This window comes from Nonomuraea typhae, from assembly GCF_009760925.1.
Lineage (GTDB): Bacteria > Actinomycetota > Actinomycetes > Streptosporangiales > Streptosporangiaceae > Nonomuraea > Nonomuraea typhae.
On record NZ_VRLV01000001.1, the window covers coordinates 288,381 to 309,223 of the forward strand.

23 protein-coding genes are annotated in these 20,843 nt (G+C 73.3%); 13 read left to right on the forward strand and 10 right to left on the reverse strand.

The window, feature by feature from the left end:
* Window positions 1-34: 34 nt before the first annotated feature.
* From FVE25_RS01375 to FVE25_RS01385, 3 genes are read left to right on the forward strand one after another with little or no spacing between them, the layout of a single operon-like run.
* The gene (locus FVE25_RS01375) at window positions 35-775 is read left to right on the forward strand and encodes a LytR/AlgR family response regulator transcription factor (RefSeq protein WP_157244512.1); all 741 of its coding nucleotides are present in this window, start codon (window positions 35-37) and stop codon (window positions 773-775) included.
* The gene (locus tag FVE25_RS01380) at window positions 772-1,083 is read left to right on the forward strand and encodes a hypothetical protein (protein WP_157244513.1); all 312 of its coding nucleotides are present in this window, start codon (window positions 772-774) and stop codon (window positions 1,081-1,083) included. The genes FVE25_RS01375 and FVE25_RS01380 overlap by 4 nt, the downstream gene beginning before the upstream one ends.
* Window positions 1,080-2,546, forward strand: coding sequence for a sodium:solute symporter family transporter (locus FVE25_RS01385; RefSeq protein ID WP_181019416.1), 1,467 nt, complete (start codon window positions 1,080-1,082; stop codon window positions 2,544-2,546). Before FVE25_RS01380 ends, FVE25_RS01385 begins: the two co-directional genes overlap by 4 nt.
* A 318-nt stretch (window positions 2,547-2,864) precedes the next feature.
* Here FVE25_RS01385 and FVE25_RS01390 read toward each other — a convergent pair whose 3' ends face one another.
* A complete protein-coding gene (locus tag FVE25_RS01390) occupies window positions 2,865-3,716 on the reverse strand; it encodes an NAD(P)-dependent oxidoreductase (protein WP_157244515.1) in 852 nt (283 codons plus the stop codon).
* An 87-nt stretch (window positions 3,717-3,803) separates the two neighbouring features.
* Here FVE25_RS01390 and FVE25_RS01395 point away from each other — a divergent pair, with 87 nt between their 5' ends.
* The 3 genes from FVE25_RS01395 (at window position 3,804) to FVE25_RS01405 (ending at window position 5,977) form a co-directional block, all read left to right on the forward strand.
* Entirely contained in the window at window positions 3,804-4,385 is a 582-nt protein-coding gene (locus FVE25_RS01395) for a TetR/AcrR family transcriptional regulator (RefSeq protein ID WP_157244516.1), read from the forward strand.
* Window positions 4,386-4,460: 75 nt separating this feature from the next.
* A complete protein-coding gene (locus FVE25_RS01400) occupies window positions 4,461-5,009 on the forward strand; it encodes an RNA polymerase sigma factor (protein WP_157244517.1) in 549 nt (182 codons plus the stop codon).
* Window positions 5,006-5,977 carry a hypothetical protein gene (locus tag FVE25_RS01405; protein WP_157244518.1) on the forward strand — a complete coding sequence of 324 codons (972 nt, stop codon included), beginning with the start codon at window positions 5,006-5,008 and terminating at the stop codon, window positions 5,975-5,977. Before FVE25_RS01400 ends, FVE25_RS01405 begins: the two co-directional genes overlap by 4 nt.
* 75 nt (window positions 5,978-6,052) lie before the next feature.
* On the opposite strand, the gene FVE25_RS01410 is transcribed toward FVE25_RS01405, so the two are convergent.
* Complete coding sequence (locus FVE25_RS01410; protein WP_157244519.1) at window positions 6,053-6,703, reverse strand: sensor domain-containing protein; 651 nt, start codon at window positions 6,701-6,703, stop codon at window positions 6,053-6,055.
* Window positions 6,704-6,840: 137 nt separating this feature from the next.
* Here FVE25_RS01410 and FVE25_RS01415 point away from each other — a divergent pair, with 137 nt between their 5' ends.
* Window positions 6,841-7,338 (forward strand): DoxX family protein, encoded by a 498-nt coding sequence (locus FVE25_RS01415; protein ID WP_157244520.1) that lies wholly within the window; start codon window positions 6,841-6,843, stop codon window positions 7,336-7,338.
* Between the two features lie 6 nt (window positions 7,339-7,344).
* Here the strand turns inward: FVE25_RS01415 and FVE25_RS01420 are convergent, their stop codons facing one another.
* Window positions 7,345-7,965 (reverse strand): FMN-binding negative transcriptional regulator, encoded by a 621-nt coding sequence (locus FVE25_RS01420; protein WP_157244521.1) that lies wholly within the window; start codon window positions 7,963-7,965, stop codon window positions 7,345-7,347.
* Between the two features lie 37 nt (window positions 7,966-8,002).
* On the opposite strand from FVE25_RS01420, the gene FVE25_RS01425 reads away from it, so the two are divergent.
* Window positions 8,003-9,334 (forward strand): aminotransferase class I/II-fold pyridoxal phosphate-dependent enzyme, encoded by a 1,332-nt coding sequence (locus FVE25_RS01425; RefSeq protein WP_219825258.1) that lies wholly within the window; start codon window positions 8,003-8,005, stop codon window positions 9,332-9,334.
* Between the two features lie 39 nt (window positions 9,335-9,373).
* On the opposite strand, the gene FVE25_RS01430 is transcribed toward FVE25_RS01425, so the two are convergent.
* The gene (locus tag FVE25_RS01430; RefSeq protein ID WP_157244522.1) at window positions 9,374-10,984 is read right to left on the reverse strand and encodes an amidohydrolase; all 1,611 of its coding nucleotides are present in this window, start codon (window positions 10,982-10,984) and stop codon (window positions 9,374-9,376) included.
* On the reverse strand, window positions 10,984-11,964 hold the full coding sequence (locus FVE25_RS01435) for an MFS transporter (RefSeq protein WP_246266684.1): 981 nt from the start codon (window positions 11,962-11,964) through the stop codon (window positions 10,984-10,986). Before FVE25_RS01435 ends, FVE25_RS01430 begins: the two co-directional genes overlap by 1 nt.
* Window positions 11,965-11,988: 24 nt before the next feature.
* Here FVE25_RS01435 and FVE25_RS54895 point away from each other — a divergent pair, with 24 nt between their 5' ends.
* A complete protein-coding gene (locus FVE25_RS54895) occupies window positions 11,989-12,180 on the forward strand; it encodes a hypothetical protein (protein ID WP_246266718.1) in 192 nt (63 codons plus the stop codon).
* 83 nt (window positions 12,181-12,263) lie between these two features.
* On the opposite strand, the gene FVE25_RS01440 is transcribed toward FVE25_RS54895, so the two are convergent.
* Complete coding sequence (locus tag FVE25_RS01440; RefSeq protein WP_219825259.1) at window positions 12,264-13,898, reverse strand: urease subunit alpha; 1,635 nt, start codon at window positions 13,896-13,898, stop codon at window positions 12,264-12,266.
* Window positions 13,895-14,458, reverse strand: a complete 564-nt coding sequence (gene ureA, locus FVE25_RS56145) for an urease subunit gamma (protein ID WP_157244523.1) — start codon at window positions 14,456-14,458, stop codon at window positions 13,895-13,897. Before ureA ends, FVE25_RS01440 begins: the two co-directional genes overlap by 4 nt.
* An 89-nt stretch (window positions 14,459-14,547) precedes the next feature.
* Between ureA and FVE25_RS01450 the strand changes: the two genes are divergently transcribed.
* Complete coding sequence (locus tag FVE25_RS01450) at window positions 14,548-15,696, forward strand: RsbRD N-terminal domain-containing protein (protein WP_246266510.1); 1,149 nt, start codon at window positions 14,548-14,550, stop codon at window positions 15,694-15,696.
* 32 nt (window positions 15,697-15,728) lie between these two features.
* Here the strand turns inward: FVE25_RS01450 and FVE25_RS01455 are convergent, their stop codons facing one another.
* On the reverse strand, window positions 15,729-15,917 hold the full coding sequence (locus FVE25_RS01455) for a hypothetical protein (protein WP_157244525.1): 189 nt from the start codon (window positions 15,915-15,917) through the stop codon (window positions 15,729-15,731).
* A 62-nt stretch (window positions 15,918-15,979) separates the two neighbouring features.
* Between FVE25_RS01455 and FVE25_RS01460 the strand changes: the two genes are divergently transcribed.
* Window positions 15,980-17,026 (forward strand): LacI family DNA-binding transcriptional regulator, encoded by a 1,047-nt coding sequence (locus FVE25_RS01460; protein ID WP_157244526.1) that lies wholly within the window; start codon window positions 15,980-15,982, stop codon window positions 17,024-17,026.
* On the opposite strand, the gene FVE25_RS01465 is transcribed toward FVE25_RS01460, so the two are convergent.
* Window positions 17,023-17,865, reverse strand: a complete 843-nt coding sequence (locus FVE25_RS01465; RefSeq protein ID WP_157244527.1) for a deoxyribonuclease IV — start codon at window positions 17,863-17,865, stop codon at window positions 17,023-17,025. The two genes, FVE25_RS01460 and FVE25_RS01465, sit on opposite strands and share 4 nt — an antisense overlap.
* 285 nt (window positions 17,866-18,150) lie before the next feature.
* Between FVE25_RS01465 and FVE25_RS01470 the strand changes: the two genes are divergently transcribed.
* Entirely contained in the window at window positions 18,151-18,717 is a 567-nt protein-coding gene (locus FVE25_RS01470; protein ID WP_157244528.1) for a hypothetical protein, read from the forward strand.
* Between the two features lie 14 nt (window positions 18,718-18,731).
* On the forward strand, window positions 18,732-19,313 hold the full coding sequence (locus FVE25_RS01475; protein WP_157244529.1) for a hypothetical protein: 582 nt from the start codon (window positions 18,732-18,734) through the stop codon (window positions 19,311-19,313).
* Here FVE25_RS01475 and FVE25_RS01480 read toward each other — a convergent pair.
* Window positions 19,310-20,806 (reverse strand): PucR family transcriptional regulator, encoded by a 1,497-nt coding sequence (locus FVE25_RS01480; protein WP_157244530.1) that lies wholly within the window; start codon window positions 20,804-20,806, stop codon window positions 19,310-19,312. The two genes, FVE25_RS01475 and FVE25_RS01480, sit on opposite strands and share 4 nt — an antisense overlap.
* Window positions 20,807-20,843 lie beyond the last annotated feature (37 nt).

The following is a 20,843-nucleotide window of genomic DNA, read 5'->3' on the forward strand; positions in this document are numbered from 1 at the left end:
GTGAGCTGGGCGTTCTTGCGGCAGCGTGGACGGCATGCTACGCGTTCTGGCCGTTGACGACGAGGTGCCCGCCCTGGAAGAGCTGGCCTACCTGCTGCGCCAGGACAGCAGAGTGGAGCAGGTTTTCACCGCCGCCGACGGGGTCACGGCCCTGCAGGACATGGTGCAGATGATCGGCGCGGGCGAGCGGCTGGACGCCGTCTTCCTCGACATCCGCATGCCCGGCCTCGACGGGCTCGATCTGGCCCGGCTCATCGGCGGCTTCCCCAGCCCGCCGCGCCTGGTGTTCGTCACCGCCCACGACGACTGCGCGGTGCAGGCGTTCGAGCTGGAGGCGGTCGACTACCTCCTCAAGCCCGTGCGCGTGGACCGGCTGGCCGAGGCGGTGCGCAGGCTGGACGCGGCCTCCGCGCCGCCCGACGAATGCGGGCCGGACGACGTCATCCCCGTCGAGCTGGGCGGTGTCACCCGCTTCGTGCCGCAGCAGGCCGTCTGGTTCGCCGAGGCGAAGGGCGACTACGTCCGCCTGCACACCGTGGACGGCAGTTACCTCGTGCGCATGTCGCTGGCGGCGCTCGAACGCCGTTGGGCGGGCGCCGGGTTCATCCGCGTGCACCGCAGCACGCTCGTCTCCGCCCGGCACGTCAGCGAGCTGCGGTTCGAGGGCGGCAAGGTGATGCTCACCGTCGGCACCGAGACCCTGCCCGTCAGCCGCCGCCACACCCGGCAGGTCCGCGAGCAACTCGTCAACCAGCACAGGAGCATGCCGTCGTGAGTGAGCGCCGGGTCCTCGTCGCCCGCCGGCCCGCCGCCGTCGCCCGCGCCGGCCGCGGCGCCTTCACCCCGTCCGCCGGTACGGCCCGCGACGCCGAGACCCGCGTGGTCATGCGGCGGCAGTTGTCGGTGGCGGCCGTGACGCTCGCGATGGCGCTGGGCGTGCTGGCCGGGGTTCCGGTGCTGGCCGCCGGGGTCGGTGACGCGTGGTGGTGGGTGGCGGCGTCGGTGGGGGTTCAGCCGCTGTGGGTGCTGCTGGCCGTCCTCCAGCTCAGAGGCGCGGAGCGGGCGGAACGAGCGGGGAGGTGACCGGCGCGGCGCTGGCCGGGGCGGCCTGCGTGCTGGTGCTGGCGGTGCTGGCCGGGAACGTGCGGGCGCGCCATTACACCAGCGTGGCGGACTTCTACGTGGCGGCGCGGGCGGTGCGGCCGTGGCGCAACGGGGCGGCGATCGCGGGCGAGTTCACCTCCGCGGCGGTCTGCCTGGGGATGGCGGGGCTGATCGTCACGCACGGCGGGCCGATGGTGTGGTACCCCGCCGGGGCGGCGGCCGGGTTCGTGGTCGTGCTGGCGCTGGTGGTGGCGCCGCTGCGGCGCTCGGGGACGTTCACCTTGCCGGACTTCGCGCAGTGGCGGCTGGGGCGGGCGTGGTTGCGCCGGTTCACGACCTGCTGGGTGCTGGGGATCGGGCTGCTGTTCCTGGTGGCGCAGTTTCACGCGGCGGGGGCGGTGACGGCGTTGCTGACCGGGTTACCCGCCTGGGCCGGCTGGCTGGCGGTGGCGGGGGCGGCCGCGGGGGTGGCGCTGGCCGGGGGGATGCGGAGCGTCACCGGCGTGCAGGCGGCGCAGTTCTGGGTGAAGCTCGTGGCCTTCGTCGGCGTGGGGCTGGTCCTGTGGTGCACCTGGCGGTGCGGCCGGGTGGAGGCCGGGCTGCCGGGGTTCGCGGGCTATGGGCAGGGGGATCAGTCGTTGCCCGGGGTGCTGGCGGTGCTGCTGGCCTGCGCGCTCGGGACGATGGGGCTGCCGCAGGTGGTGGTCCGGGTCTATGCCAGCCGCGACGGGCGGGGGGCGCGGCGGTCCATCGTGGCGGCCCAGGTGCTGCTGGGGGTGTTCTTCCTGGTGCCGCCGTTGTACGGGATCCTCGGGCGGGTGCACCTGCCCGGGACGGGCGGGCAGGAGGTCGTGCTGCTGCTGCCGTCCAGGATGGTGCCGGGCGTGGCCGGCGATCTGCTGACCGGGCTCCTGTCGGCGGGCGCCTTCGCCGCCTTCCTGGCCACGTCGTGCGGGGTGCTGGGGGCGGTGTCCGGGGCGGTGTCGGCCTGCGTGACCAGGGCCGGGCCCGGCCCCTTCCGGGCGACGCTGGTGGCCGTGTGCGGGCTGGCGCTGGTCCTGACGGCGGTGACGACGCCCGCCGGATCGGTGGAGCTGGTGCTGACGGCCTTCTCGTTGTCGGCCGCCACGTTCTGCCCGCTGCTCGTGCTGGGCATCTGGTGGCGGAGGCTGACGGATGCCGGGGTGGCGGGCGGGTTCCTGGCGGGCGGGGGCTCGGCGGCAGTGCTTGCGGGGCTCGAATGGGTGGGTGTGAATGCGGGGGTCCCGCTGGCCGTGGCCGTGCCGCTGGGATTCGCCGCGATGGTCATGATTTCCCTGCTCACACCGGGTCGGATCCCCCGGGACGTGGCCTCGATGATGGCCCGGATGCACCTGCCCGAGTCCTCCGCAGGCCCCTTGATCGACCGCTTGTCGCGCGAGACCGACCGCTCGGCCTTCTGACACGCTCCGTATATCGATGACTACAGACCGTTCAACGAGCTGTCCGTAAACGGGGTTACGACCACAAGATCGCAACCGTAGGGTTGCGGCATCGAAAAGCCACTCCGCCGCATTGGGGGGGACGAGCCGCAAGGCTCACGACAGGCCTGATGCGACGGATTCACGGTGACCTCCGCAGGTCACCACGGCCGTCGGGCCCTCGACCGGGGGGTGGGGCCCGCCAGCCGGCAGAAGGAGGGGGCGCCCGCTGCCGCCGTGAAAACGGACCGCGATCCGGCCTTACGGGGGCGGCCGGATCGCGCGAGCGGGCGCCCCGCCTCATCCCTTCAGGGTCTCGGTCAGCCGGGTGAGGCTGTCTCCGCCGTGCCCGGCGGCCTGGGCGCGGCGGAAGGCCGCGAGGACCGCCCCGGGGACCCCGGTGTCCAGCCCGGCCGCCTGCGCGGTGTGCACCACGTGCTCGAGGCTCGCCACGGCCATCGTGACGTTGTCCACGTCGCCGGCGTGGTCGCCGGCGTCGATCCGGGGCGCGTAGAACCTCGCGAAGTACTCGAAGTTCATGGTCTTGACCGCCTGCTCCAGGAACCTCTCCGCCGGGATCCCGTGCGCCGAGGCCAGCGCCTGCCCGTGGAGGTAGCCGGTCAGGCCGGTCCAGAACATGTCCATCCCGATCTGGTAGTACAGCGCGGCCAGCCCGGGGTCCTCGCCCAGGTAGTCGATCCCGGTCAGCACCTCGAGCGCGGCCCGGTGGGTCTCCAGCGCGGCGGCGTCGCCGCTGTAGTAGGTCTCGGCCCCGGGGGCGCCGATGCCGGGCGGCGGGGTCTGGACGCCGCCGGTGAGCTGCACGCCGCCGTGCGCGGCGATCCACTCGGCCTCCGCGCGGGCCCGCTCGGGGGTGTCGGAGGTGAGGTTGGCGACGGTACGGCCGGCCAGCGCCTCCGGCGCCTGCTCCAGGATCGCGTGGACGGCGTCGTAGTCGGTCAGGCTCATGACCACGAGGTCGCCGGCCCGCAGGGCGGCGGCGACGCTTGGGGCGAGACGGGCGCCGCGGGCCACCAGAGCGGCGGCCTTGGCCGGGGTGCGGTTCCACACGGTGACGTCGTAGCCCTTGTCCAGGTAGGCGGCGGTCATGGCCTGGCCCATGGGCCCGAGTCCGATGACGGTGACCTGCATGTCTGCTCCCTCTCTAGAACGAACGCTCTATCTAGAACGGTGACCCTAGCACTAAAATGAACGCTCTATCCACTAGGATCGGGAACCATGAAGACCAAGCACGAGATCGGCACCCGGGACCGCATCGTCCGCGCCACCGCCCGCCTCATGCAGCGCCAGGGCTACGAGGCCACCGGCCTCAAACAGATCTCCCAGGAGGCCGAGGCCACGCTCGGCTCGGTCTACCACTTCTTCCCCGGCGGCAAGGCGGAGCTGGCCGTCGCCGCCGTGCATCACGGGGGCGTGGAGTTCGCCGAGCTCCTGCGTGAATCGCTGGAGCGGGCCGAGGACCCGGCCGAGGCGATCGTCCTGTGCACCGGCGAGCTGGCCCGCGGGCTGCGCGAGTCCGGCTGGCTGGACGGGTGCCCGATCACCACCACCGCCCTGGAGAGCGCCGGGCGCTTCCCCGAGATCCAGCGGGCGGCCGAGGAGGTCTTCGCCGGGTGGCGGGAGCTGGTCGGCGGCAGGCTCCGCCGTACCGGCTTCCCGGCGGAGGTGGCGGAGGAGCTCGCGCACACGGTGATCAACACGCTGGAGGGCGCCGAGATGTCCGCCCAGGTGGCGCAGAGCGAGACGCCCCTTCATCTGGCCGGACGCCATCTCGCCAAGCTGATCGCCGCCTACCGCTGAAAGATCTCGGTAATGGTGTGGCGGCTGCGTACATAGACGGTGATGTATGCATTGCCGGACCAAGGGACTTCATCAGTGAGCGATGAACGGCTGGCCAGATTCGAGGCCGTTTACCAGCAGACATATGGCCAGATAACGGCCTATGTCGCCCGCCGCTGCGCCTCGCCCCAGGACGCCGCCGACGTGGTCGCCGAGACCTTCACCGTCGCCTGGCGCCGCGTGGCCGAGCTGCCCGGCGGCGAGGAGGCCACGTTGTGGCTGTACGGCGTGGCCCGCAAGGTGCTGGCCAACCACCACAAGACCGCCGGCCGCCGCCTGGCCAGGAACGTGGCGCTCGACACCGAGATGGCCGACCTCTACGCGGCGGCGCCGGACGAGGGCGACGGGGTGGCGGCCGTCTCCGCGGTGTTCAGGACGCTGCCGGACGACGACCGCGAGCTGCTCGCCCTGGTCGCCTGGGAGGGGCTGGAGCGCGAGGAGATCGCCCGGGTCCTGGGCCTGAGCCGCAACGCCGTACGGGTGCGGCTGCACCGCGCCCGCAAACGGTTCGCCCGGGCGCTGGAGAAGGCGGGCGTGCGAGAGACACGAGCGGAACGACTGATGCCGGTGGAGAGGTCGCTGTGAAGGACACGAAGGGGATCGAGACGATGCTGGAGCAGCTGGCCAGGGTCCGGCCGGGTGAGGCCGGGGGAGAGGCGTCCGGCGCGGGGGCGCGGGCACTGCTGGCGGAGATCACCGCGACGGCCCCCGTCGCGCCGAAGCCCGGGTTCCCGCTGAAGAAGGTGGGACTCGTGCTGGCCGGCGCCGCGGTCGTGGCCGCGGGCGCGCTGATCGTGCCGAGCGTGCTGGACGACTCCGGGACCTACGTCTCGGCCTCCTACGCCGTCACCAAGGACTCCTCGGGAGTCGTCCTCGTCAAGGTCACCGACTTCACGGACGTGGCCGGGCTGACCAGGCAGCTCGCCGAGCTGGGCGTGCCGGCCATCGTCGACCACGTGCCCGAGGGCATGAGGTGCAGGGAGCCGCGGGCCGAGCACGTGCAGGACATTCCCCAGGGGCTGTACAGCGTGCCGCAGAACATCCCCGGCCGGTCGGACGGCTGGCAGATGCGCATCGACACCAAGCTGTTCCGGCCGGGGGAGACGTTCGTCTGGACCGTCAGCCCGCACGCCGACGGCGGCAGCAGCACCAGCACGATCCTGATGAAGGGCCCTGTCGCCCCCTGCGAGCCGGTGCCCGAACCCAAGCCCGATCGGGCGGCCTTCGGCCCCGAATACCGCGTGGCCACCGTCAAGGGCCGCTCGCTGGAGGGGTTCCGGGTGGACGAGAAGACAGTCGGGGAGGTCCTTCCCGAGATCCGGCGGCGTGGGCTGAAGCCGACGTTCGCCGTCATGTCCCTGCCGCCCGGCAACCCCGGTGGCTTCGGCATCCTGGAGGAGCGGAGCGAGCCGGTCGGGGACGACTGGGTGGTCTGGGAGGCCGAGGAACTGGACAAGGACCCGCGCGGCCGGATCCGGCTGCTCGTCACCGAGGACCGCTGGGACAAGAACCCGGTGTACGGCGGGCCGCGTGACGCGGTGATCAAGGACTAGCGCCGGCACCCGTCGGGGGACGTGCATGCGAAGGGCCGGCGCCACAGGAGGCGCCGGCCCTGCGTGCGGCGGGGGTCATGCGGCCATGACGTGGCGCAGCGGCTGGGGCTCGTCGGCGGGGCGGGTGAGCAGCGCCTGGGCGACGCCTCCCTTGAGCAGGGCGGCGATGCGCAGGACCGCGGGCAGGGTCAGGGCGAACAGCAGGCCGGCGCCGGTGTTGACGGCGACGAAGACGCCGTCGCCGGTGCCCAGGCCGAGCAGCTCGGGCAGGCCGCCGTCCACGCCGGGGATGCGGGCGATGGACCAGCCGTAGATCGGGAAGGTCAGCCCGGCGATCGCGCCGGCCCACCAGACGACGGCCAGGGTGAACGAGACGATGGCGATCGGCAGGGCGAGGATCGCGTGCATCAGGTCCATCCACGCCTGGGGGCCGGTGAGCGGGTTCATGGTCCGGCGGAACCAGCCCGCGCCCGCGGGGGCCTCGGGGTAGTGCGGCCGGGCCAGCGCCTGGCCGGTCACCTCGGGCAGGCTCGACCGCTCGAAGTCGGCGAACTTCCTGGCCAGGGTCGCGGTGCCGGCCAGGACGGGCAGTCCCACGAACGCGACCGCGGAGCCGATGCCGGCCGCCACGCCCGTGACGGTCAGGCCGAAGGCGGTGACGGTGACCGGGAAGCCGGCCAGCACGTAGCGGGTGTCGCGGGTGATGCTGCGCTGCAGGGTTCTCATGGCACCTGACGCTACGGATGCGGCGGGGGCCGCAACGAGCCTGCCGGCTGGCGTCGTGATGGTAGGGCTGTCCCTACCCCCTTGCGCTTCCGTTGGATAGTTGTACTATCTAGCGAGTTGCCGTCTAAGGAGTCGCCATGTTCTTCACCGTCATCGTGCTCGCAGGCGCGACCCTGGGCTTCCGGCTGCTCGGGGTGCTCGGGGTGCGCCGGTTCGCCACCTGGCCGGTCAGCGCCGCCCACGGGATGGCCGTGCTGCTGCTGGTCACCGCCAGTGCGCACTTCGTGCCGGCCGGTACGTCGCTGCCCATGCCCGCCCATGACGACCTGGTGGCGATGGTGCCGCCGGTCATCCCCTTCCCGTCCTTCGTGGTGTACCTCACCGGGGTGCTGGAACTGCTCGGGGCCGCCGGGCTCGTCCTCGCCGCCACCCGGCGGGCCGCGGGATACGCGCTGGCGGTGCTGTTCGTGGCCATGTTCCCGGCCAACGTGTATGCCGCGATGGCCGTGGACGGGGCCACGCCGTTGTGGGTCCGGACGCCGGAGCAGGTGCTCTTCATCGGCGTCGCGCTCTGGGCGACCAGGGGCGCGGCCGCCCTGCCGTTCGCCCTGCCCCGCCGCTCCGTGGCCGGCTGACCCCGGTCAGGCCCCGGCCATGCGGCGCAGGAGCTGGGCGCGGGCTCCGGCGTCGCGGCCCCGGTCGCGCCCGGCCAGCAGGCCGGCCACCCGCTCGCGGAACTCGACCGGCTTGTGGTCGTCGTACTTGAACGTGCCCCGCGCCTCCACCACCTCCAGCCGCAGCCCCCGGATGGCCGAGAGCATCTTGTGGTACGGGCCCTCGGTGACCGACACCGTGCCGTGGTCGCCCAGAGGCTGGTGGTGGGCGAGCTGGCGGCGCAGGATCTCGGCCTTGCCCTCCTTCCCGTCGACCACCTCGGCCCGGCAGGTGAGCTGGACGGCGGCGTAGTAGCTGGTCGGCACGCCGTTCACGTCCCCGGCCCGCCAGGCGGCGGGGATGTAGGCGTAGTCGTCGGCGACGCTCAACGTGAGCACCGGGCTCGCCTCGATCGCCGCCCAGATCGGGTTGGGCCTGGCCAGATGCAGGAGCACCTCCGCCGCGCCGTCGAAGCGGAAGTGCGTCGGGACCACGACCGGGGCCCCGCCGTCCACGCCGTTGGCCGCGAGCTGCCCGAAGTCGCGCCCGCTCAGCCAGTCACGCCACTCGCCGTCGCCGCGCGCGGCGTCCCAGGGCTGGATCAGCATGTTGAAATATCCTTTGTATTAGTACAAAATACACTTTGTGCTAGTAAGCTACACGTTCACCGGTGAGACGGCCAGCGAGATCGCGGCCGGCATCGAAGCCGCGGTCGCCCGGGGCGCGCTGCCGGCCGGCGCCGCCCTGCCGACCGTCCGCGAGCTCGCCGCCCGCACGGGCGTCAACGCCAACACCGCCGCCGCGGCCTACCGCCTGCTGCGCGAGCGCGGCGTCGTGGAGACCGCGGGCCGCCGCGGCACCCGGGTACGGCCCCGCCCCGCCAGCACCGCCCGCGAGGACATCCGCATCCACGTGCCGCCCGGCGCCCGCGACCTGGCCCGCGGCAACCCCGACCCGGCCCTGCTCCCCGACCTCACCGCAGCCCTGGCGGAAGCCGCCCGCCTGCACGCCGCCAGCCCCGCCCTGTACGGCACCGCCGACGACCCCGGCCTGCTGGCCCTGGCCGCCGCCGCGTTCTCGGCCGACGGCATAGCCGGTGTGGGCGGGCCCGCCGTCACCTCGGGCACGCTGGACGCGGTGGAACGCGTGCTGACCATGCACCTGCGTCCCGGGGACGCGGTCGCGGTGGAGGATCCCGGCTGGTCGGCCTCCCTGGACCTCGTGGCCGCCCTCGGCCTGCGCACGATCCCGGTCCCGGTGGACGACGAGGGCCCGGACCCCGGGGCGATGGCCGGGGCGCTGTCCGCGGGCGCGCGGGCCGTCATCGTGACCGCCCGGGCGCAGAACCCCACGGGCGCCGCGGTCTCGGCCGGCCGGGCCGCCGCCCTGCGGGCGTTGCTGGCGGCGCACCCGCGCACCCTGCTCATCGAGGACGACCACGCCGCCGGCCTGGCCGACCTCCCGCTGCACACGCTGACCGGCACCACGGCCCGCTGGATCCTGACCCGCTCGACGGCCAAGTCCCACGGCCCCGACCTGCGCCTGGCCGTGGTGGTCGGCGACACCCAGACCGTCGAGCGGCTGCGCGGCCGCCAGCGCCTGGCCGAGGGCTGGGTGAGCCACCTGCTGCAGCGCACCGTCGCCCATCTGTGGCGGACCGGGGCGGTGCCGCGGGCCGAGGTGGCCGCCTCGTACGCGGCCCGGCGGAACGCGCTGATCGAAGCGCTGGCCGGCCACGGCGTCCGCGCCCACGGGCGCAGCGGGCTCAACGTGTGGATCCCGGTCCCGGACGAGACCGTCGCCGTCACCCGCCTGCTCGCCCGGGGCTGGGCCGTGGCACCGGGCGCACGCAACCGCCTGGCCAGCGCACCCGCCATCCGCGTCACGATCGCCCCGCTGGCCCGCGAGGAGATCCCGGACCTCGCCGCCACCCTGGCCGCCGCCGTACTCCCGGGCTCGACCGGCCGCTACGGCTGACCGGCCGGCTGGGCGGCCGCACCCGGCCGGCGTGGGCCGCTAGCCGTCGAGCAGGTCGTGCACCAGGTCGCCCCCCACCACGGTGGCCACGACCGCGATGTCCTTGATCGCCTCCGGCGAGACCGCCAGCAGGTCGTCCGACAGCACCGCGAAGTCTGCCAGCCTGCCGCGGGCCAGCGTGCCCTTCACGCCCTCGTCGAACACGGCGTACGCCGACCCGGTCGTGTAGGCGCGCAGGGCCTGCTCGGCCGTCAGCGCCTCCTCCGGGTTGAACGGCCGCCCGCCCGAGGTGCGCTGGTTGACCAGGTCGTGGATGCCCAGCAGCGGCGCCCCCTCCACGACCGGGCAGTCGGAGCTGCCGGGCAGCACGATCCCGGCCTCCAGGAACGAACGCTGCCGGTAGCACCCCCGCGAGCGCTCCGGGCCCAGGGCGGCGAGCATGCCGTCGCCGATCTCGGAGATGAAACGGCCCTGCGGGACCGGGATCACGCCCAGGGCGGCGACCCTGGCCACCTGCTCGGGGCTGGTGACGGCGCAGTGCTCGATGCGGTGGCGGGCGTCGGCGCGCGGCCAGGTGGCCTGGGCCTCGGCGTAGGCGTCGAGGACGACGTCCACGGCGTGGTCGCCGATCGCGTGCGCGGCCACCTGCCAGCCCGCTTCGTGGGCGCGCAGGATGAACGCGCGCAGCGTCCCCGCCTCCTCCTGGAGGAAGCCGCGGTTGCCGGGCTCACCGGCGTAGTCGCAGCACATGGCGGCGGTGCGGCCGATGAGCGAGCCGTCGGAGAAGACCTTCACCGGCCCCAGCCGCAGCCGGTCGTCGCCCAGCCCCGGGCCCATGCCGAGGTCCAGGCCGAAGGAGTCGCCGACCGGGTGCAGATTGGGCGAGCCGGGCATCAGCACGGCCCGCTGCAGCAGCACTCCCCGCCGCCTCGCCTCCTGGTACCCGGCCATGTCCAGAGGGCCGTTCCCGGCCAGGCCGAGGCCGATGCCGGGCTCGGTGAAGCTGGTCAGCCCCTCGGCCGCCGCCGTACGGGAGGCCAGCGCGATGCCCGACACGAACTCCTCCAGTCCCACCGGGCGCAGGATCCGGTGGGCGAGGTCCTGGGCCTGCTCGGTCAGCAGGCCGTTGGGGCGCCCGCCGGCGTCCCGGCCGACCGAGCCGCCGGGAACGTCCGGAACCTCCAGATCCGGGAAGCCCATGAGCGTGAAAGCGGCGGTGCTGGCCACGCCCATGTGGCCGGAGGTGTGCTGCAGCCACACCGGCCGCCCGCCCGCCGCCCGGTCCAGCGCGGCGCGGTCGGGGTGGGCGCCCAGCTTGTTCTGGTCGTAGCCCGAGCCCCGGACCCAGGCGTCCCCGGGGAGCCCGGCCGCGCGGTCCCGGACGAGCGCGTACAGCTCCTCCAGGCTCGCCACCCTCAGGTCCAGCTCACGCAGCCGCTGGCCGCGCATGCTGAGGTGGTGATGGGCGTCGTTGAACCCGGGTACGGCCGGCAGGCCCCCCAGGTCCACCACCCGGCCGGCCGGCAGCCCGTCGAGCTCCTCGTCCAGCCCCGCCACCCGCCCGGCGAACACCCCGAGCCTGGTGGCGGTGGGCCGATCCGGGTCCAGCGTGGTGAACCGGCCGTTGACGTAGAGCGCGTCCAGGCGCATCAGACCTCCACAGGGGTACGGCGGGCGGAGCGGCGCTGCAGGCCGGTCACGCAGGCCATGGTGAGCAGGATGACGACAAGGTACTGGCCGACGACCGCCCAGATCGTCCCGGTGGCGCCGAGCAGGCCCTGGGCGATCATGGGTGTGGTGCCGCCGATCAGCGCCCCGCACAGCTGATAGGCCAGCGAGATGCCGGTGTAGCGGACCCGGGCAGGGAACGCCTCGGCCAGGAACCCGGCCAGCGCCGCGTACGACGAGCCGCTGAAGACGACGCTGACGGCCAGGCCGATCGTCGCCCAGACCGGTGAGCCGGTGCCGACCAGCAGGAACGTGACCGGGGTGCAGACGATCAGCGCGGTGAAGGCCAGCAGCATGTAGCGCGCTGCGCCCATCCGCTGGCCGAGGACGGCGCCGATCGGCTGGGTGACGAACTGGGTGACGGAGACGATCAGCAGCACGTTGAGCATGGTGCTCTTGGCGATGCCCAGGTCGGTGGTGGCCCAGGACAGGATGAAGGTGTTGGTGAAGTAGGCCGAGGCGATGCCGACGCCGCTGGCGCCGATGCCGAGCAGGACGAGCGGCCACGCCGTACGGAAGACCTCGGCGACGGGGAGCTTGGCCACCTCGCGCTGCTCGCGCATCCGCACGAACTCCGGCGACTCCTCCACCCGCAGCCGGATGACCAGGCCGACGACCACGAGCACGGCCGACGCCAGGAACGGGATGCGCCAGCCGTAGGACAGGAAGGCGTCCTCGGGCATGAGGGTGACCAGGGCGAAGACGCCCGTGGCGAGGATGGATCCGGCGGGGGAGCCCTGCTGGGCGAAGGCGGCGTAGAAGACGCGCTTCGGCCCGGCGTGCTCGGCGGCGATGAGGACAGCGCCGCCCCATTCGCCGCCGACCGCGATGCCCTGCACGAAGCGGAGCACGGCCAGCAGGATCGGGGCCAGGATGCCGATCGAGGCGTAGGTGGGCAGGATGCCGACGAGGGTGGTCGCGCCCCCATGAGCAGCAGCGTGGCGACGAGCGTGCCCTTGCGGCCGATGCGGTCGCCGAGGTGGCCGAAGATCACGCCGCCGAGCGGGCGGGCCAGGAAGCCCACCCAGAACGTGGCGAAGGAGGCCATCACCCCCGCGGCCGGGCTGGCCTCGGGGAAGAACAACCGGCTGAAGACCAGGGCGGAGGCCGTGCCGTAGATGTAGAAGTCGTACCACTCGATGGAGGTGCCGACGAAGGACGCGATTCCGGCGCCGCGGGGATTGCTCATGAGGGGTGTTTCCTAGGCGAAGTGGTGGAGTTGGGCCAGCGGCACCTCGGTGACGGGGTCCATGCTCACCTCGGCGCCGTCCACGAGGACGGGGCCGGGCTCGCGGGGCACCACCACCGCCGGAGTCGCGATATTTCGGTACATGTCGGCGCGGGTCAGGCCGCGGGCGTTCTTGATCGCCGCGTACCGGAGGCCGCGGGGCAGCGCGTCCCTGGTGTCGGCGGCGTCGAGGGCGTCGTGCGCGACGAAGATGCGCGAGAGCAGCGCCGCCGCGTCCCCGAGCCCGCCGAAGTACGGCCGGTAGACCCGCGGCTGCGTGAGCCGCGTGGACCCCGACCCGCTCCCCGACACCCCGTGGGCGACGAACCCGCCTTTGAGGACCAGCTCGGGCTTGGTGCCGAACCAGGCCGGATGCCAGATCACGAGATCGGCCAGCCGCCCGGGCAGCAGCGTGCCCACCTCGTGCGCCATGCCGTGCGCGATCGCCGGGTTGACCGTCAGCTTCGCCAGATAGCGCAGGATCCGCTCGTTCCCCGGCCGCGGATCCCGCAGCTCGTGCAGGTGGGCGAGCTGCCAGGTGCGCCGGACCGTCTCGGCGACCCGGCCCATGCCCATCGAGTCGGAGTTCACGATGCTGATCGCGCCCAGGTCGTGCAGCACGTTCTCGGCCGCGATCCCGTGCGCCCGCACCCGGCTCCTGCTCACCTCGACGTCGCTGCCGATGTGGTGGTTCTGCCGGTGCACGGTCATCGTCATCGGGAACAGCTCACCGGCCGTGTTGGTGGTGTAGGGGATGGTCGGCGTGGTCGAGGAGGGCAGGACGTGCGGCTCAGCGAGGATCTCCAGCAGGTCCGGGTGCCCGCCGCCGCCCTCGACGTGATAGGCGTGCACGGTACGGCCCCGCGTCGCGGCGACGGTGTCGGCCAGGTAGCCCGACTCGTTCATCGAGTCGGAGTGCAGCGCCACCGGCAGATCGGCGTCCTCGGCCACGCCCAGGCAGGTGTCGATGATGCGCGGCGTCGCCCCGAAGTCCTCATGGATCTTGAAGCCGCCGGCCCCGGCCAGCACCGCCTCCTCCAGCAGCTGCCGCGAGCTCGACGAGCCCCTGGCCAGGAACGCCACGTTCAGCGGCGTCGCGCGCCAGGCGGACATCAGCGTGTGCAGGTTGCGCGCCGGGTTCACGCCGACGTCCCAGACGCCGCCGAGGCCCATGCCGACGACCGTCGTCACGCCGGAGGCCAGCGCCGCCGGGGCGATCTCCGGCGAGGACAGGTGCACGTGCGAGTCCACGATGCCCGGCGTCGCGATCAGGCCCTCGCCCGGGACGATCGCGGTGTGCGAGTCTATGACCGCGCCCGCGAACGGCACCACCCGGCCGTCCTTGACCCCGATGTGCGTCTTGCGCACCCCGAGCACCGGGTCGATCAGCACCACCCCGGCCACGACCAGGTCCAGGGCGGACTCCCGGTCGCCGCGCGGGCGGGCCAGCAGGCCGTCGCGCAGCGTCTTGCCGCAGCCGCCGAGCAGTTCGTCGCCGTGCGGCACGTCGTCGTGCTCGACCTCGGCCCACAGGCACGTGTCGCCGAGCCGGATCCGGTCGCCCGTCGTGGGCCCGTAGATCGTGTTGTAGGTCGCCCGGTCCATCATGCCTCGATCACCTCGACCTCCGTGCTCTCACCTGGGCGGAAGGCGCCGGCCGTACCTGCCGGGATGTCCAGCCGCAGGCCGGACGGGTCGCGGTCGAACGCCAGCGCCGCGTTGACCTCGCCGAGCGGGAAGTGCGACGAGACGAAGACCGTGCGCGGGCCCTCGTTGGTCACCCGCAGCGTGGAGCGGGGCCGGCCGGGGTTGATCTCGACCGGTTCGCCGGCGGTGCGCACGGCGCCCGGGCCGTCCTGCGGGGCGGGGCCGATCGGGGCGTCCACGGCGACCAGCGCGGTGCCGTTCGGGAAGAGCGCCTCCACCTGGACGTGCGTGACGAGCGCGGGCACGCCGTCCATGACGTCGTCCGGGCCGAGCACGGCCTTCGCCCCGGCGATGACCTCCTCGAGCGTGGCGCCGTCCCAGGCCAGCTCCAGGATCTCGTCGCAGACGAGGGCGACGGACTCGGGGGCGTTGAGCCGGCGGCCGCGCGCCCGTCGGCGGCGGGCCAGCTCCGCGAGCGTGAAGATGGTGAGCCGCTCCTGCTCACGAGGCGTCAGATGCACGTTCTTCCTCCCTTCCGCACACCGTAGGACCAGGTCACGAGGGTGGCCAACGGTGATACGGCGCGTAAATGACCCGTTAAGTTGTGCATATGCACAGCGATGTCGTCGCGCGCCTGGCCGCGCGCTGCCTGACCTCCTACGAGGTCCTGATCGACGGCTGGCTGGCCGAGGTGATGGCCATCGAACCGTACGCCCGGGGGCTGGTGGGGCCAGCCGAGGTGCGGGAGGGGGCGCGCGTGGGGTTCGCGCTGATCCTGCGCATGCTCTCCGAGGGACGGCCGCCGGCCGAGCTCGGGCCGCACGCGCAGGCCCTGGGCGAACGGCGGGCCGGGCAGGGCGTGCCCCTGGAGTCGCTGCTGGCCGCCGCCCGGCTCGACGCCAAGGTGCTGTGGCACGGCCTCATCGCCCAGGCCGGGCCGGCGGACCTGCCCGGCCTGCTGAACTCCGCGCACCTGGTCTGGGAGGCGGTCGAGCAGCACAGCACCGGGCTCATGACCGGCTACCAGCGGGCCGTGCTGGAGATGGGGCGCCAGCGCGAGGACCAGCGGCGCACCTGGTTCGCCCGGCTCCTGGACAACGACGGGCGCAATCCGGACGTGGTGCGCGACGCCGGGCGCGTGCTGGGTTTCGACACGGCCGCGCCGTTCGTGGCCGTGCTCGCCGACGCGGCGGCCGGGGCGTCGTCGCGGGCGGCGGTCTCCGCGCTGGGCACGCTCGGATTCCGGCTGCACCGGCACGAGGCGCCGACCGGCGACATCCTGGTCGTGCAACTGCCCGCCCGCGCGGCCGATCCGGAGCGGGTGCTGCTCGACGCGCTGGCGGGCGTGCCCTGCGGGGTCTCGCCGCGGGTCGGCGGCCTGGCGCGGGTCCCGCATGCCGTACGGCTGGCCGCCGCGACGGCCCGGGCGGCGGTCACGGCCGACGGCCCGGTGCGCCTGGAGGACAGCTGGCTGGAGGTCTTCACCGCGCACAATCCGGAGCTGGCCGCCGAACTGGCCGTCCGGGTTCTGGGCCCGCTGTACGAGATCGGCGCGGCCGAGCGGGAGCGGCTGCTGGAGACGGTCCGGGTGCATCTGGCCGGTGACGGGGCCATCGCCGCCACGGCCGCGGCGTTGTACTGCCACCGCAACACCGTCCAGCACCGCTTCGCCCGCTTCAAGGAGCTCACCGGCCGCGACCTGCGCGCTCCGGAGGACGCGGCGGTGATCGCCCTGGCCCTGCGGGCGGCCTCCTCCTGAACGCGCCGGGGAGGTGGCCCCCGGGAGGTGACCTAAGAGGTGCAGGTGCGCGTGGGCGCGGGGTCGAGGTGGTCGGCGGCGCGGCGCAGGGCGCGGGCCAGCCGGGCCCTGACGCGTTCGGTGTCGCCGCCGGGCTGTCGCGGCGCACCGGGAAGGGCCGCATGGAGGCTGTCGGAATATCCCATCGCGGTCTGGTGGGCGAGCACGTGCATGGCGTCCATGGCTTCTCCTTAATCCATTAAGAGCTTAACTGATTAAGAAGGGGTCGCGCTAGGGTGTTCTGATGGCTGAGCGAGTGACCCTGCAGACGATCGCGGACCGCGTCGGCGTCTCCCGCGCCACCGTCTCCTACGCGTTCTCCCGCCCGGACCAGCTCAGCGCCGAACTCCGCGAGCGCATCCTCCGCGTGGCCGACGAACTCGGCTACGCCGGGCCCAACCCGACCGCCCGCTCCCTGCGCCTCGGGCGGGCCGGGGTGCTCGGGCTGATCTTCACCGAGACGCTGCCCTACGCCCTCGGCGACCCCTACGCCATCGGCTTCCTGCAGGGCGTGGCCGCGGCCGCCGAGGAAGCGGGCGTCGGCCTGCTGCTCCTGCAGCAGCCGGGCGGCGTCGAACGCCCCGAACTCGTGCGGAACGCCGTGGTTGACGCCTTCGTCGTCTTCTGCCTGCCCGACGGGCACGCGGCGCTCGACGCCGTCCTCGCCCGGCGCCTGCCCACGCTCCTGGTCGACGAGCCGATCGTGGACGGCGTGCCGCATCTCGGCATCGACGAACTGGCCGCCGCCGGCGCCGCCGTACGGCATCTGCTGGACCTCGGGCACCGGCGGCTCGGGCTGGCCGTGGTCGGCATGTATCACGACGGCCGGCAGGGCTGGGCCGGCCCCGACCGGCAGGAAGCCGCGATCTTCCGCGCCATGCGCGAGCGCATGCGCGGCTACCGCGCCGCCGCCGAGGCCGCGGGGCTGGACTGGTCGCAGGTGCCCGTCTACGAGCTGGACGACAACGAACGCGAGTCCGGCCGCGAGGCGGGCCGTGCGCTGCTCGCGCGCTCACCCCGGCCGACGGCGATCCTGTGCAACACCGACGTGCTGGCGCTCGGCGTGCTCGACGCGGCGGCCGAGGCCGGGGTGAAGGTGCCGGAGGAGCTGTCGGTCGTCGGCTTCTCCGACGCGGGCGCCGAGGAGGCCGGGCTCACCACGATCCGCCAGTACAGTCGGCTCGCCGGGCATACGGCGGGCCGCATGGTGCTGTCCGGGGAGCCCGCGCCCGAGCGCACCGTCCTGCCGCACGAACTCGTCGTCCGCGGCACTACCGCGCCGCCCCGCTAGCCCGCGTCGCGCAGGTCCTTCAGCGTCTGGATGTCCACGCGGTACTCAGGCGCCTTGCCCGGCGTCTCGATGCACACCGGCACCCCGGCCAGCGTGTGGTGCCGGAACAGCTCCCCGAACGCCGCCTGCCCGATGTGGCCCTGGCCGATCTTCTCGTGCCGGTCCTTCTTGGAGCCGCAGACGTCCTTGGAGTCGTTGGCGTGCACCAGCTTGAGCCGCCCGGGAGCGATCTTGTGAAGGGCGTCGAGCGTCTCGGTCACCCCGCCCTCGGCGGCCAGGTCGTGACCGGCGGCGAACGCGTGACAGGTGTCGAAGCACACCCCCGCCCGCGGGTGCCAATCGAGCGCGGCCAGGTAGGGCTCGAGGTCCTGGACCGTGGCGCACAACATCGCCCCCTGCCCGGCCATCGGCTCCAGCAGCAGGTCGGGGCCGCCCTCCGGGATCTCCTCCAGCAGCGGCAGCAGGTGCTCGCGCAGCTGCGCCATCGCCGCGTCGCGTGGCTGCGTGACCGCGGAGCCGGTGTGGACCACCACGCCCTTGGCGCCGGTCTCCACGGCCCGCCGCAGCGTGTAGCGGGTCAGCGTGACGGAGTTGGCCAGGGTCTCGGGGTTGGGTGAGCCGAAGTTGACCAGGTAGGGCAGGTGTATGTAGCTCTCCACTCCCGACTCGGCGAGTTTGGCGTCCTCGTCGGGCTTGCCCGCGGTCAGCGCCCACGAGCGCGGGTTGGTGACGAAAACCTGCATCATCTCGGCGCCGATGTCGGCCATGAACGCCAGGCCGCCGGTGGCCAGGCCGCCCGCGACGGAGACGTGGCCGCCGATGAGAGAAGTGGATGTCATGATGCCCGCCAGTGTATCGGCAGGTCTCCCGCGGTGGCCCGCCGCTTCCGGAGGGCCGCGCGGGGATGTGGCCCGCCTGTGGCCCGGCCTTCCGCGCGCCGGAGGCAGGCTGCGCGCGGGTCCCAGATTTGTGTCCGGATATTTCCTGACTTCAGAGATTGATGAGCCTGACTCGCGGAGTTACGCTCCGGATGGGAACCGATCATTGCGAACCGGAACCCATCACCGCCCGTTTCAGTCTGCGGGACGGCCGGGCCGCCCCGCCCGACCACCGGAGCAGCCGCCATGAGGTTCGATGCCACATGCCGAAGAACGGGTCGAGGAAGCCGCGCGAGGCGCGCCTTAGCCGTCGGCGCCGCCGCCGTCACGCTGGTCGCGCTGACCGCGACGCCGGCCGGCGCCCACTACTACTCGGGCGGCGGCGCCAACCCCGTCTTCACCATCCGCCCCTACAGCTACAACGCCACGTGGATGCCCCCGCTGGACCGCGCGCTCACCAACTGGAACGCCACCGCCACGCCGGCCGACATCACCAAGAACAGCGGCTCCGCCTCCACGCTGGAGGTCGCCTCGTACTCCGGGACCTGGTACGGCCTCTACGCGCCCTCCGGCACGCGGGCCAACCGCACGTTCCGCATCCAGATCAACTCCCGCACGATCACCCGCGACGCCACCAACTTCGCCAACTTCGTCAGCAGCAGCACCACCCACGAGTTCGGCCACCGCCTGAGCCTGAACGACATCTCCGACGGCTCCCACTGCACCACCGCCATCATGAGCTACTGCCGCAACCGCAACGTCATGCACCAGCCGCAGTCGCACGACATCAGCGACGTCAACGAGTACTACTAGACCGGGAGCGACCGATGACACGACTGTTGTTCCCCGTGCTGGCCGCCATGGCGTTGCTGAGCGCGTGCGCCACCGCAGAACCCGTCGTCTACAGCGCCGACTACCCCGCCTACGAGTCCGCCGACAAGCTCTACGAGCGGGCGAGCCTGGTCGTGGAGGGCACGGTCACCGGCGCCCCCGCCCGCGTGCAGGAGCTGCGCGCGGACAAGGGCGGCGGCAGCGACCCGAAGCTGAACCCGCAGGCGGGCCTGGAGTCCGCGCAGCAGCAGCCCGGCTCGCCCGTGGTGATCTCCGTCTACCAGGTCAGGGTCACCAAGGTCTTCAAGGGCGGCGCCCAGCCCGGCCAGGCCGTCGACGTGCAGCAGCTCGGCGGCACCCTGCGCGGCGTCACCTACGAGGAAAGCGGCGCCCAGGTGCTGCGGCCCGGCTCCGGCTACGTCCTGTTCCTGGAGACCTACCCGGACGCGCCCGCCGCCCTGCTCAACCCGCAGCAGGGCCAGTATCCGCTCGACACCGCCGGCAACCCCGTCAAGCTCGCCCAGAACCCGGTCACGCTCACCCGCGACGACCTCAAGCGGCTCAGCGGCCACGGTTAACCCAGCCGCAGCGCCAGGAAGAAGTCGACCCGGTCCTCCAGCCGTGACAGGTCGCGGCCGGTGAGGTCCTGGATGCGCTGAATGCGGTAACGCAGCGTGTTGACGTGCACGTGGAGGAGTTCCGCGCACTTGGTCCACGAGCCGGAGCACTGCAGGAACGCCTCCAGCGTCCGCACCAGGTCCGCCCGGTGCACCTGGTCGTAGGAGCGCAGCGGGTCGAGCAGCCGCACCCGGAACATGTGGCGCACGTCGTCGGGCACCGAGGCCAGCAGCAACACGTGCGTGGCCAGCTCGTCGTGCCCGACGACCGCGTCCGGCTCCGCCCTGCCCTCGGCCATCCGCCGGGCGTAGCGGGCCTCCTCGACCGCGCCGCGCAGCCCCTCGACCTGCGCCTGCCCGCTCACCCCGACCGTCAGCCTGCTCCCGGCCAGCCCCGGGGCGAGGGCGTGTACGGCGTGGCGGACCCGGCCGGTGACGTCCTCGTCGCAGGCGGGCACCAGGGCGATCGTCTCGTCCTCGGCCACCCCGATCACGGGACGCAGGCCGTACAGGATCTCCTTGACGACCACGCGCAGCTCGCCGGGGCGCAGGCCGCCACCGGCCGCGGCGGCGACGGCGACGTAGCCGGGCGCCTCCGCCAGGCCGGTGACCTGCAGGCGGGGCAGGATGTCGCTGGGCCGGCCCTCGCTGAGCACGAGGCGGACCAGTTCCTGGCCGATGCGGCCCTCGGGGCTGAGCCGGTCGTCCAGGCGCATGCGTTCCATGGCGGCCACGGCCGCCAGCTCTGCGGCCAGCGCCAGCCGTTCCTCCGGCCAGTCGTCCATGGAGCCTTCGACGACGACGAACCAGTCGGCCACCCGCGAGGTCGTCTGCTCGTCCACGGGGAAGATCGTGTACCCGGAGCGCACGCAGGGCAGCCGCTTGGCCGTCAGGAACGCCCTGGCCAGCATCGGCGCCTCGGCGGGCGGGCGGGCGCCGGCGACGGCCCGGCCGGAGGCGGTCAGCACCCAGCCGCGCATGCCCAGGTCGCGCCCGATCATCTCCAGCACCGGGTCCAGCCCGGCGCCCGAGACGAGCCGGCGGTGCCGGTCGAGCACGGCCTTGACGTCGGAGGCCCGCTCCCCGGACAGGCGGCGCACGATGTGCTCGGTCACCTCGGCGAAGCCGAGCGCCCGCGGCACGTGGAAGAGCGGCACCCGGTGCTTCCTGCACGCGGCCACCAGGTCGGGCGGCAGGTCGCCGGCGGAGGCCGCCTCGCAGGCGCCGAGCCCCGAGACCCCGGCGGCGGCCAGCGCCGCCACGAACGTCTCGCTGTCCTCAGAGGTCTGGCGCCAGATCAGCCCGGTCAGCACCAGCTCGCCCCCGCTGAGGTAGCGGCCGGGATCGAGCATGTCGGTGGTGACGACCCAGCGCAACGGGCGGTCCAGGTCGTCGTGCCCGACCACGGTCGACAGACCCAGCTCCGGCATGTCCGGCAGCGCGTTGAGTCGCATGCACGGACAGTACCCGCCGTCACCCTCCGTACGTACT